Source organism: Flavobacterium restrictum, from assembly GCF_007097245.1.
Taxonomy (GTDB): domain Bacteria; phylum Bacteroidota; class Bacteroidia; order Flavobacteriales; family Flavobacteriaceae; genus Flavobacterium; species Flavobacterium restrictum.
The window spans coordinates 258,181-271,227 of sequence record NZ_VJZT01000003.1; the positions used below are offsets into that span (position 1 = coordinate 258,181).

General features: G+C 38.1%; 9 protein-coding genes, 1 tRNA gene and 2 rRNA genes. 3 read left to right on the forward strand and 9 right to left on the reverse strand.

The window, feature by feature from the left end:
- Positions 1 to 95 precede the first annotated feature (95 nt).
- The 3 genes from FNW21_RS04945 to rrf all read left to right on the forward strand — a co-directional run bounded on the left by FNW21_RS04945 (position 96) and on the right by rrf (position 3,522).
- Positions 96 to 169, forward strand: a tRNA-Ala gene (locus FNW21_RS04945).
- A 195-nt stretch (positions 170 to 364) separates the two neighbouring features.
- A 23S ribosomal RNA gene (locus tag FNW21_RS04950) occupies positions 365 to 3,250 on the forward strand.
- 162 nt (positions 3,251 to 3,412) lie between these two features.
- Positions 3,413 to 3,522 (forward strand): 5S ribosomal RNA (gene rrf, locus FNW21_RS04955).
- A gap of 567 nt (positions 3,523 to 4,089) precedes the next feature.
- Here the strand turns inward: rrf and FNW21_RS16280 are convergent.
- From FNW21_RS16280 to FNW21_RS05000, 9 genes are all read right to left on the reverse strand, one after another.
- Positions 4,090 to 4,254 carry a hypothetical protein gene (locus tag FNW21_RS16280; RefSeq protein ID WP_185963883.1) on the reverse strand — a complete coding sequence of 55 codons (165 nt, stop codon included), beginning with the start codon at positions 4,252 to 4,254 and terminating at the stop codon, positions 4,090 to 4,092.
- A 270-nt stretch (positions 4,255 to 4,524) separates the two neighbouring features.
- Positions 4,525 to 5,346 carry a DUF4249 domain-containing protein gene (locus FNW21_RS04965; RefSeq protein ID WP_144255634.1) on the reverse strand — a complete coding sequence of 274 codons (822 nt, stop codon included), beginning with the start codon at positions 5,344 to 5,346 and terminating at the stop codon, positions 4,525 to 4,527.
- A 5-nt stretch (positions 5,347 to 5,351) separates the two neighbouring features.
- Positions 5,352 to 7,763, reverse strand: a complete 2,412-nt coding sequence (locus FNW21_RS04970; protein WP_144255635.1) for a TonB-dependent receptor — start codon at positions 7,761 to 7,763, stop codon at positions 5,352 to 5,354.
- Between the two features lie 239 nt (positions 7,764 to 8,002).
- Positions 8,003 to 9,250 carry an MFS transporter gene (locus FNW21_RS04975; protein WP_144255636.1) on the reverse strand — a complete coding sequence of 416 codons (1,248 nt, stop codon included), beginning with the start codon at positions 9,248 to 9,250 and terminating at the stop codon, positions 8,003 to 8,005.
- Between the two features lie 11 nt (positions 9,251 to 9,261).
- A complete protein-coding gene (locus FNW21_RS04980) occupies positions 9,262 to 9,489 on the reverse strand; it encodes a hypothetical protein (RefSeq protein ID WP_144255637.1) in 228 nt (75 codons plus the stop codon).
- An 11-nt stretch (positions 9,490 to 9,500) separates the two neighbouring features.
- Positions 9,501 to 10,091 carry a TetR/AcrR family transcriptional regulator gene (locus FNW21_RS04985; protein ID WP_144255638.1) on the reverse strand — a complete coding sequence of 197 codons (591 nt, stop codon included), beginning with the start codon at positions 10,089 to 10,091 and terminating at the stop codon, positions 9,501 to 9,503.
- A gap of 357 nt (positions 10,092 to 10,448) precedes the next feature.
- A complete protein-coding gene (locus FNW21_RS04990) occupies positions 10,449 to 11,186 on the reverse strand; it encodes an SDR family NAD(P)-dependent oxidoreductase (RefSeq protein WP_144255639.1) in 738 nt (245 codons plus the stop codon).
- A gap of 77 nt (positions 11,187 to 11,263) precedes the next feature.
- Positions 11,264 to 11,833: a Crp/Fnr family transcriptional regulator gene (locus tag FNW21_RS04995; protein WP_144255640.1), complete on the reverse strand. Its 570-nt coding sequence runs from the start codon at positions 11,831 to 11,833 to the stop codon at positions 11,264 to 11,266.
- 137 nt (positions 11,834 to 11,970) lie between these two features.
- On the reverse strand, positions 11,971 to 12,882 hold the full coding sequence (locus FNW21_RS05000; protein WP_144255641.1) for an alpha/beta hydrolase: 912 nt from the start codon (positions 12,880 to 12,882) through the stop codon (positions 11,971 to 11,973).
- Positions 12,883 to 13,047: the final 165 nt, after the last annotated feature.

Sequence of the window (13,047 nt, forward strand, 5' to 3'; positions counted from 1 at the left end):
CACGTTCATAAAAATAGATTGAAAGGAAATACTAGGGTTGAAAGGTTAGGAATTACAACAATTCATAATTCATAATTCACAATTCATAATAAATTGGGGGATTAGCTCAGCTGGCTAGAGCGCCTGCCTTGCACGCAGGAGGTCAACGGTTCGACTCCGTTATTCTCCACAAACGCTATTAGCCATTGGCTTTTAGTATTTAGCAAAAAGCCAAAGCCAAGTGCCAAAAGCCAATAGCTAAAATAAAGTTCATTGACATATTGAGATAAGAAATAATAAAAAGTAGAAAGCATTGTTTTTAGCCATTGGCTATTAGCAATTAGCTTGGAAGCTAGAGGCGAATAGCCAATAGCCAAGAGCTGTACAATAAGCAAAATAAGGGCGTATGGGGGATGCCTTGGCTCTCAGAGGCGATGAAAGGCGTGATAAGCTGCGAAAAGCTACGGGGACGGGCACACACCGATTGATCCGTAGATACCTGAATGGGGCAACCCACTATGTTGAAGACATAGTACACCGATAGGTGGGCAAACCCGCTGAACTGAAACATCTAAGTAGGCGGAGGAGAAGAAAACAAAAGTGATTCCGTAAGTAGTGGCGAGCGAACGCGGATTAGCCCAAACCAGAGTTGTTACGGCAATTTTGGGGTTGTAGGACCACGACATTTTATGCACAAAGAATTAGAATCTACTGGAAAGTAGAGCCAAAGAGAGTGATAGCCTCGTATAAGTAATAAGTGTAATAGATAGTGGTATCCTGAGTAGGGCGGGACACGAGAAATCCTGTCTGAATTTGGCGGGACCATCCGCTAAGGCTAAATACTCCTGAGAGACCGATAGTGAACCAGTACCGTGAGGGAAAGGTGAAAAGAACCGTGAATAACGGAGTGAAATAGATCCTGAAACCATACGCTTACAAGCGGTCGGAGCCCTTTCGTGGGGTGACGGCGTGCCTTTTGCATAATGAGCCTACGAGTTAACGTTGCTGGCAAGGTTAAGTGGTTAAGCCACGGATCCGTAGCGAAAGCGAGTCTGAATAGGGCGCTTTAGTCAGTAGTGTTAGACGCGAAACCGTGTGATCTACCCATGGGCAGGATGAAGCGCTGGTAACACAGTGTGGAGGTCCGAACCGGTTGACGTTGAAAAGTCTTCGGATGACCTGTGGGTAGGGGTGAAAGGCCAATCAAACTCGGAAATAGCTCGTACTCCCCGAAATGCATTTAGGTGCAGCGTCGTGGTTTAGTTATATAGAGGTAGAGCTACTGATTGGATGCGGGGGCTTCACCGCCTACCAATTCCTGACAAACTCCGAATGCTATATAATATACACGACAGTGAGGGCTTGGGTGCTAAGGTCCAAGTCCGAGAGGGAAAGAACCCAGACCATCAGCTAAGGTCCCCAAATATATGTTAAGTTGAAAGAACGAGGTTTGTCTGCCCAGACAGCTAGGATGTTGGCTTGGAAGCAGCCATTCATTTAAAGAGTGCGTAACAGCTCACTAGTCGAGCGGACGAGCATGGATAATAATCGGGCATAAACATATTACCGAAGCTATGGATTTTGTATTTATTTACAAAGTGGTAGGGGAGCATTCTATCAGGGTAGAAGGTTTTTCGTAAGGAGAGCTGGACTGGATAGAAAAGAAAATGTAGGCATAAGTAACGATAATGCGGGCGAGAAACCCGCACACCGAAAGACTAAGGTTTCCACAGCTATGCTAATCAGCTGTGGGTTAGTCGGGACCTAAGGCGAACCCGAAAGGGACAGTCGATGGACAACGGGTTAATATTCCCGTACTAGTTATAATTGTGATGGGGTGACGGAGTGATGAAAGCGCCGCGAACTGACGGAATAGTTCGTTGAAGTACCTACCTATAAGACCCGCAGGCAAATCCACGGGTTTTGGGGAAATACGATAGTACTCGGAGACTTCGGTTAAAGAGATAGTGCGCCTAAGGGCTTCCAAGAAAAACCTCTAAACTTCAGATTATAAGTACCCGTACCGCAAACCGACACAGGTAGTCGAGGAGAGAATCCTAAGGTGCTCGAGAGATTCATGGCTAAGGAATTAGGCAAAATAGACCCGTAACTTCGGGAGAAGGGTCGCCAGCAGCAATGCTGGCCGCAGTGAAGAGGTCCAGGCGACTGTTTATCAAAAACACAGGGCTCTGCAAAATCGTAAGATGAAGTATAGGGCCTGACACCTGCCCGGTGCTGGAAGGTTAAGTGGAGATGTTATGGGCAACCAGAAGCATTGAAATGAAGCCCCAGTAAACGGCGGCCGTAACTATAACGGTCCTAAGGTAGCGAAATTCCTTGTCGGGTAAGTTCCGACCTGCACGAATGGTGTAACGATCTGGACACTGTCTCAGCCATGAGCTCGGTGAAATTGTAGTAACGGTGAAGATGCCGTTTACCCGCAGTGGGACGAAAAGACCCTGTGCACCTTTACTATAGCTTAGTATTGACCTTGGATAAATGATGTGTAGGATAGGTTGGAGACTGTGAAGTGGCGTCGCTAGGCGTTGTGGAGTCATTGTTGAAATACAACCCTTTGTTTATCTGAGGCCTAACCCCATTTTGTGGGGGACATTGCTTGGTGGGTAGTTTGACTGGGGTGGTCGCCTCCAAAAGAGTAACGGAGGCTTCTAAAGGTTCCCTCAGTACGCTTGGTAACCGTGCGTAGAGTGCAATGGCATAAGGGAGCTTGACTGAGAGACATACAGGTCGATCAGGTACGAAAGTAGAGCATAGTGATCCGGTGGTTCCGCATGGAAGGGCCATCGCTCAAAGGATAAAAGGTACGCCGGGGATAACAGGCTGATCTCCCCCAAGAGCTCATATCGACGGGGGGGTTTGGCACCTCGATGTCGGCTCGTCACATCCTGGGGCTGGAGAAGGTCCCAAGGGTTGGGCTGTTCGCCCATTAAAGTGGCACGCGAGCTGGGTTCAGAACGTCGTGAGACAGTTCGGTCTCTATCTACTGTGGGCGCAAGAAATTTGAGTGGATCTGATTCTAGTACGAGAGGACCGAATTGGACAAACCTCTGGTGTATCTGTTGTTCCGCCAGGAGCATGGCAGAGTAGCTACGTTTGGAAGGGATAAGCGCTGAAAGCATATAAGCGCGAAACCCACCACAAGATGAGATTTCTTTTAAGGATCGTGGGAGATGACCACGTTGATAGGCTATAGATGTAAAGGCAGTAATGTCATAGTCGAGTAGTACTAATAATCCGTAAGCTTATGTACACCCTTTTCCCCACATTACGGTGTGGGGGAGAAACTTTCTAGATCCTTACAGGATGACAATTTATATTCTTTATCTCAATATGTTAAGATATTATTGCAATTACGAGTTCGAAATTACGAATTACGACTTGCAAATGATTGCCCAAAGCAATTATAACCTCTTAAGGTGGTTATTGCGGCGGGGCTCACCTCTTCCCATCCCGAACAGAGTAGTTAAGCCCGCCTGCGCAGATGGTACTGCAGTTATGTGGGAGAGTATGTCGTCGCCTTTCTTTAGAAAAACCCCTCATCAAATGATGAGGGTTTTTTTGTTTTATAGCTATGACTGGCAACCGGATCGTTGTGTACTTCGTATCAATCCCAAAACCTGTGGAGCGATAAAAATTAAGCATAAATAGTAGTTAATCTAAAAAGGAAGAATTCTATATTTCTGACTCCTCTAAATTGAGATCTAAATGCTTTTATTTTAGTATTGAATGATTACTTACGATGTATTTGTACTCCTGTCATCAAAATAATTTAATATGGTTTGGGGATGATTCATTATGGTTGTACAAGAAATGACGACTTCTAGCCAGTAATGGAATAAGAGTATCCCTATTGGTAAAGACTTTGGATTTGAAACCTTTGATTGTTTTTCTTGACTTTTTCCATAGCTTCATTTTCCTGATCTATTGCTTTCCACTGGTATTTGGTTCTTATTTTTTTAAACACTGCTGTAGCTGTTTTTAAACGTGAATTTAGTAAAGAAGTATTACGAATTCCAAAATTAAATAAAACTAATCAGTAAAACGATTGGTAACATGAGTTGCGTTTGGTAAATATTTCTTGGCAATTAGTCACATATTTTCTGCCATATTTAGAGTGATTTGTGTGACTAGTTTTTTTTTAAAAGAGGCTTTTTCAATGATTGCAATTACCGTTTCGGTGTAAGTTGTAACCATTGCTACTTTAGCTCTTTTTCTATCTTTGGCAACTTTGTTTGTTAAAATGGTATATTCCATTGTATAAGGAGGTTTTGTCTATTGATGAACATTTTCAATATTTCTAGAGGAAAGCTGCCATTTTTTTGCCTATTTTTTTAATACCAAATTTTAAAATCGCCTAAAAATCCTTGTATTGATTTTGTAAATTTTTACTGCTAATACCATAGAATGAGCTTATGGCATTGCAATCATTTTCTTGGAATGCATTGATTTTTTAAATAAATAAGTTCTTTATTTTAGTATTTGGTTTGTAAAATTAAATCAGACAGTGATTAGATTAATTATTTATTATTCAATTGTATAGTTTTTTGTATCTATTTCGCTTAATGAAAAATAACCTAGCGGATAATTGGTTGTCGTCGTGGTATTAATTATATTTCCTCGAACAGTTGCTGGTGGAGATTGAAATGGACTCCCGCCTGTATTTCCTGCAATGCTGACTAATACGCTCATGTAATTAAAGTATTGTTTAGATATCCCAAAATGGGTGATTTCGAGTTTATCGCCTGCTTTTAAATTGTCATTCTGCGAAATACTGAAAAATTCATTGCCATCAAAAAAAGCATCTTCATCCGTATAATAATTAGATTTTAACTGATTAGAATAGACATATTTGTACAAATAATAGTTAGCCTCACTAGCGGGGTCATTATAAAAAGCTTTGATTTCTATGTCTTTACCTGTAAAACCACCTTGATTATTTTGTACAATTTTGGTTATTGGTGTTACTGCTTTTAATGTTTCGGTAGCGGTGTAGGTTTCGTTTTTATTGATGATAGTTAAGGTGTAAGTTTCGTTAAGTACAGGCTTAAAATTAGAACATACGTATTCGCCCGTTTTTGGAATTTCTACAAATGTAAAAACGGTATTACTACTGTTGGTAACCCGAACGATTGCTCCAGAAACTTTTGGAACTTCCGTGCTATAAAAATCTGTTGTGGTGGTTAATTTAATCTTCTGTTTGCTTCCAGAAGTACCTTTTTGCCAGTTGATAGCTGCCTCAACCACTAGTTTTGGTGCGGCTGTATCTAAATCCAAAGGAATTACTTCTTCGCAACTAAAGAGCATTAAGGCAAGTATACTGATGAGTAATACTGTTATTTTTTTCATGTAAATTAAAATTTAAAATTATAACTAACTGCGGGTACAATACCAAAAATGGATGTTTTTACAGCTTCGTTACTGCCGGTATCTACATTTTGTCTGAAATTGATTGAAGCTGCGTTTTTACGATTATAAATGTTGTAAATACTAAAAACCCATTCGCCTTTGCAGTTTCGATTTGCATTTTTTCGAGGCGTTAATGTGGCAGCAATGTCAAGGTGGTGGTAAGTGGGAAGGCGATTTTCGTTTCGCAAACCATAACTAGGAACTGTTATTCCCAAGTACTCGTATTGTCCCTCTGGATAGGTTACTGGCTGCCCCGTTTGAAGGGCAAAATTAGCACCAAAAGACCATTTTTCGTTCAACGTATAGGAACTGGTAATAGCAATATTGTGCAATTTATCGTAAACGGAATTGTACCATTGTCCGTTGTTAATCCCCGATTCTATTGGTGTTCTACCTGGGGTTTGTTGTTGTGATTTGGATAAGGTGTACGAAATCCAACCGTTGAGTTTGCCTTCGTTTTTCTTGAGTATGATTTCGAGACCGTAAGCACGCATTCTTCCGTTTAAAATTACTTGCTCAATCGCTTTGTTAGCAATCAAATTTGCCCCATCAATATAATCGAGTCTGTTCTTTATTTTTTTGTAATAGGTTTCTACTTCCAAGGAATAGGCGCCTTCTTTGAAATTTTTGAAATAACCCAATGCTACCTGATCTCCTATTTGAGGTTGAATATACTTGTCGCTTGGAGTCCAAACATCGAGTGGAGTAGGCGAGGAAGTATTCGAAATTAATTGTAAATATTGTACCAAGCGGTTGTAACTGGCTTTTACGGATTGGTCATCATTGAATTGATACACTGCCGAAAAGCGGGGTTCTAGGTAATTGAAACTTTTGATTACTTTGTTTTTATCATAAAATTGTGTGCTCGTGGGTGTTGCTTTTTCATAAAGTTGCAAATCCGAATTGAATGTGACAGGATTGTTGTTCTCGTAACTATTTACTGTTGAAGCACCCAAACGATAAAACATACTGTAACGAAGACCATAGGAAAGTGTTATTTTTTTTGAAATATCTTGATCGGCACTAATATACAAGGCGGGTTCAAAAGCGTATTTTTTGTCCAATTGATCGGCATTAATTCCCGATTCAGCAGTAGAAGGGACAATTGTTCCTGGATTAAAATCATAATAAATGGCATTGACACCATAATTGAGTTTGAATTTATCCGAAAGATAATGCTTAAAATCGTATTTAATATTGTAGTTTTTGATGCCTGAATCCCATTTGAATCCAACAAAATCTAAATCCAAACCATAATAATAATCGCTATAAATTAAGGATAAATTTGAAAATAGCTTTTCCGAAAATAGGTGATTCCAACGTAAGTTTAGCGTTGCATTCCCATAAATGTTGGTAAAACTTTTGTTGAGACTAAAAACATCTCGACCAAAATAACCCGATAAATACAAATTATTATTTGGATTGAGTTTGTAGCTTAATTTCGTATTCAGATCATAAAAATAGGCAGAATTGTCTTTTTGGTCTTTGGATAATTTCAGGAATAAATGCGCATAAGAGGCTCGTCCGCCAATTAAGAATGATCCTTTATCCTTGACCAATGGGCCTTCGGCTAGGATTCTACTGGTGATGAGTCCGATACCACCATTTACATGAAAACCTTTGCTATTACCATCTTTTTGATAAATGTCTAAAACAGAGGACGCTCTTCCACCAAAACGAGCTGGAATACCGCCTTTGTATAGTTTTAAATCCTTAATAGCATCTGGATTAAAAACCGAGAAAAACCCAAAAACGTGTGAGGAATTAAAAATGGTAGCCTCATCTAATAAAATTAAATTTTGATCGGCACCGCCACCTCGAACATTAAATCCCGAAGCGCCTTCGCCAGCATTAGTAACTCCTGGAAGCAATAAAATAGATTTGATTACATCGACTTCGCCAAGGACAACTGGCATTTTTTTGATAGTCGCAATCGAGAGTTTATTGACGCTCATTTCTGGTTTTCGGATGTCCGTTTTTGTCCGATCATTGGTAACTATGACTTCTTTCAATACATTTTCCTCGCTATTTAATTGGAAGTTGTATTTGGTATTTTGATTCAAATCGACAATCTGTTTTATCGTTTGAAAACCCAATGCGGAAATTTCAATTTCGTAACTATCTTTTGGAACCGTAATCGAATAAAAACCATATTCATTGGTGGTTACACCTGATTTTAATTTGGGAATAAAAACGTTGACTCCTATCAGGGTTTCGTTGCTGTTCTTGTCGGTAATTGTTCCGCTTAAGGTTGTTTTTTGCTTGTTTATTTCGGCAGTATTTTTTTCTTGCGAAAAAAGAACTGTAAAAATTAATGACAAAAAGGTTGCGTAAATGTATTTTGGTTTCAAATTCATGCCATTTTTATTAATTTATAAAGTAAACGATTCTTTGCTAGATTTGTTACAAAAACAAATGTTAAGGTAAGGTTAATGCATTCAAAGAGGAACTCAAAGGTACTTTTTTTAAAGATGTTATGAGATTGCCATCCAATTACTTTCTACCAATAGTTATTTTTTTTGGAATGTTTTTTTTTATTTGGTCTTTAAAATAGTATGCAATAGAAGTATGGAAACTTTAAGCAATTAATTTGATATTATAATTTTTCGGTAGCGTTTTTCTTTTTTAGAACGCCACTCACACGATACAATAAAAAGATGGATAGTAGCGAGATAAAAATAATAATAATTCCCAATGTATCGTAATGTTCTAGTGGGCTCCATTTGTTTTTTTGTACCACAATTGTTCCTGCAAAAGCAGCTGCAATACCTCCTGCTATTTGTTGCAATGAGGAGTTAATACTCATAAAAGCACCTCTATCTTCGGCAACAGGAATTGCGGTTACTAGTGCTGTAGACGGTACCATACGACTCATAATTCCCATCATCATTAGTACATTTAAAATGGCAACTAACCATAGTGGCGTCTCCCCAAGATTAGTATAAATACCTATCATAACCATTGCCCAAATGGAGGCAAATGCAAATATTTTGAACTTGTCTATTGTATCGCTTAATTTCCCTATTAACGGCATTACAATCAATGAGGACAAGCCCGCAATCATAAATATTATAGGCAATTGTTGTTGGGTAATGTGCAAATTATTAATGGCAAATGCACTACCAAAAGGCATCATCATAAAGCCACCAATCGAGAGTAAAGCGGTAGCTGTAAACCCAATTCGGTATTCCTTTTTGGCAATAGTGTGCATCAAATGGGTAAACGCTGATTTTTCTTGTTGAATAGCGAGATGTGCAGTAATAGGTTTTAATTTAAGGGCAATTGCAACCGCAACAATTCCTGCCATTGCGGCTACCCATAAAAACGGGGCGTGCCAACCCCAAGCATTGGCAAGATATAGCCCAATTGGGATGCCTAAAATTTGGCTTGCACCAAAACCCATTTGCACAAAACCCATAACCCGACCTCGTTGATGAATTGTAAACAAATCAGCAACTATAGCCATAGAAATCGAACCAATTACACCGCCAAATAATCCTGTGACGATTCGTGCAATCAATAATAAAGGATAGGAAGTGACTATGCCACATAGAATTGTACCAGAGATAAAACCAATATAGAAAAACAATAAGAGTTTTTTTCGGTCAAATTTATCAGCGAATCCTGCTGTGAGTAATCCCGAAATTCCAGCGCTAAACGCATAAGCCGAAACCACTAAACCAAAACTGGAGGGTTTTAAATCGAGTGTTTTCATTAAAATATCGCCCAATGGGGACATGACCATAAAATCCAGTATTACAGTAAATTGCGTTACGGCTAGTATAAAAACAGCAAATTTTTGATAGCCTGTAAATGGGATTGCTTGTGGTTTTTGTTCTTTCATTTTTTGTATGATTATTGTAAAGGTTTACACTCAAAATCGTGAAGATTTAGGAGTGTTATTATTTGTTCTTCGGATAGGGTTTCGCTTACAATTCGTAACACACAATCGATGTCTTCTTGGTCAATATTCCATTCTAAAACTGCTGGATTTTTATCCAATGGGGACATTATTTTTTGCTTGTCCGTTTCTGTTTTTATATTGGTCACAAATACCAATATGTTCTCTAAAGATTTTTCCATAGTTGATTTTTTTAGGGAGTCAATGCTTTTAGTACCAATTCGAATGTTTCGTCTGCTATTGTTTGAGTGAGTTTAAAGGGGCCTCCGCCAAAATTCTTGCCTTCGTTTTCAAAACGCAATAATGAGTACAAAGGGCCATAGGCAATACTCCAAAATACTTCTACTGATACGGGAAGTAATTCTTTCTTGGCAATTGCATTTTTAAAAAAGGAATTCATTATGATTTTGAAATCGGATAAGCTTTCTTCCAGAATGTAGTCTCTGTAACTCGAGTGACTCAAGAGTTCCCAACAAGCTACATGCAACGGGTATTTTAATGCAAATCGTGCTCTGTTTTCCCACTGTTTGCGTAAACCTTCTTTAAAAGGCATAGTTGGCGAAAAATCTTTTCCCATTTCACTAAAGAAACTATGTCCAATTTCGATTCCTATTTTTTTTATCAAGTCGTCTTTATCCGTATAATAAATGTACAGAGTGGCTACAGATACACCGCTTTCTTTGGCCAAGCGATTCATTCCAAATCCTTCAATGCCCAGTTTTACAAGTATTTCAATAGCTTTTTGTTTTACAATCTCCTCTTTGTTGGTATCTCTTGTTCGCATGGTTTTTATTTTAAACGAGACAAAAATAATAATTATAAATGAATGTTCGTTTATTTATAAAAAAATAATTTAATTTTAAGAAAGATAGGGGGGAATCGTTCAGTACAAATGCTTTAAAACAAAAAGTTAGCCACGAATTTCACAACCTCAAAAACTGCACAAATTCAGCAACAGAGGAAGAAATTCGTGTAATTTAATTTTAATTACAATCAAATTCGTGATTATTTGTGAAATTCGGGACTAAAAATCTATAAAGGCGTTTGTCCTTTATAATAGTATTGGTTCGCCAAATGCGCAACAGAAACAAATTTTGTTGCGCATTTATTATGGTTTATAAAAGTATGTTAAACTGCTTTTTTACCATGGGCTTATTCCTGTTTCATCCTCAATGTCGTTGCTGAAATATTTTCCAGTTGGATCATTTTCGCCCGTAAGGGTATGTTTAATGATGAAGCTTGCTGCACTTTCGACTGTTCCAGGACCACTAAAATGGTTAAAATCGGTTGCGGTGTAACCTGGGTCGATTGCATTTACTTTGAACCCCAAATCTTTAAGTTCATACGACAATACAATAGTGTAAGCGTTCAAAGCGGCCTTTGAAGTTCCGTAGCTTGCGGTTTTAAAAGGATAGTACTTCCAATTTGGGTCGCTGTGTAAGGTCAATGAGCCCAATCCCGATGTGATATTGCTGATTCTTGGGCTATCGGACTTTTTGAGCAATTCTAAAAATGCTTGTGTAACACTGATTACGCCAAAAAAATTAATATCGAATACTTTTTGAATGTCTTCAATGGAGGTGTCCAATGTGTGTTGTGGGTTTGTGCCAAGAATTCCCGCATTGTTGATTAAAATATCCAATTTGCTTTGCTCTTTTTCCACTATGGTTTTGGCAGACAAAATAGAATCAATACTAGTCACATCAATTTGAATTGCTTTGATGTTTTTATACCCATTTTCGGTTAATTCTTTTACAACTGCTTCGCCTTTTTCAAGGTCACGAGTACCTAAATAAACGAATAATCCTTTTTCTGAAAGTTGTTTTGCTGTTTCCAAGCCAATGCTTCTATTGGCTCCTGTAATTAATACGGTTTTCATTTTTATCATTTTAAAATTAATGAGGCAAAATTGCAACCTTTAATAAGCAAATCATTTGTCATTTGGCAAAAAGCAATTTATCGAATGTTTTTTCTAATTCGGCTCAACGATGATTGCGTAATTCCGAGATACGACGACACGTAAGAAAGCGGAACCCGATTGACAACATTGGGATATATTTCCAGAAATTTTAAATAACGCTCCGTAGCATCTTCGGTAACCAATGGACTTCTTCGTGCTACTTTTTGCATCAAAGCTTTTGAAATGATTTTATGTACAATCGTATCCCAGCCCACGATAGTATCGAGCAGTTCCTGCCAATCGGTTTTTGAAAAAACTAGTAGCCTGCAATCCGTAACGGCTTGCACATAAGCCGAGGAGCAAATCTCATTGTCAAAACTCTCAAAATCTACGACAAGATTGTTTTCTTCGATGAAATATTTGGTGACTTCCTCGCCTTTGTTATTGTAGTAGCAAACACGGGTTATTCCGTCTATAACAAAGCCTACTTGTCGAGAAATTTTGCCGGCTTCCGAAAAGTACTCGTCTTTTTGAAGGTTTAATTCTGTTGCTTTCTTTGCAATTAAGTCGATTTGTTGTGGGTTTAAATTTCCAAATTGCAGTAAGTATTCTATAAGTGTTTTCATTTTGGAAAGGTATTTAAAGTTTTTTTTACTGTATTTGTCATTTGGCAAAAAAGTTTTTGAGATTTATGGAATGCCGTCTAAATTTTTAAATGCGAACAATTAGTATTGGTATAAATCAATTGATAATTCTAATTTTTTTATTGTAACGTTTTTGTTAAAAAAGTAATTACCTTTAATCGAATGGGTTCTGCATCGAACAAAACGCCATAATGAGGAGCGTCCTTAACAATAATAACTTCGTTTGATACGCCAGAAAGTGTTAGCCAAGAACTTAATAATATCGATTCATTAGGCGGAACGGATTCGTCTTTTTCGCCATGAATAATTAAAAAAGGGGGATCATTTTTATCTACATAGGTTACGGGATTGGCAATTTTTGCTAAATCAGGTCTTGCTATTGGCGAGGCACCTAATAGGACTGCTTCGGGGGATTTAGAGTTGTCTATTCCGCCTTTTGCCATTGCTTGACTTATTAATTCGGATGGACCATAAAAATCAACAACCGCTTTTATTTTGAATGATTTTTTAGCATTTGGAGTGATGAAAGTGGTGATTCCATTGTTTTGCGAAAGTGCCAATAGCGAAGCCAAATGCCCGCCTGCCGAAAATCCTATGATTCCAAATTTGTTTCGGTCAAGATGGTAGGTATTGGCATTTTGGTACAAATACTCAACTGCCAGATTACAATCTTGAATTTGAGCCGGAAAAATGGCTTGTGTACTTTGTCTATAATCAATAGAAGCTATTGCGAAACCACTTTTCAAAAGGGCTTGAATGGTGTTTTTCATATAATTCATATCGGCATATTTATCGTTCATCATCCATGCGCCTCCATGTACCCAAATGATGAGTGGTAGGTTTGCTTTGGCGTTAGCTGGCAAATAAATATCTAGCTTGTGTTTTTGCAAAGTATCATGGACATATGCAATGTTGCTGTGCAAAATTGTGCCTTGTGGAAACAAATCGAGAACTGGATTTGTTGATTGCGCCAAAGCGAAAATTGAAAAAAAGAGCAGTATGCTCGTGACACGTGTGGTTTTAAAATTCATAGTGTTTGGTTTTTTAATTGTAAATGTATTTTTTTTGATTGCAAATGGAATGATAATTAAATGAATCATATAATGCTTGTATTTCTTAATTTAAAAGGATAAATCATAATTTTAGAAATTCTAGTTTGCCTCCAACAATAAAGTTTCAAAATAGAATTCCCCCAA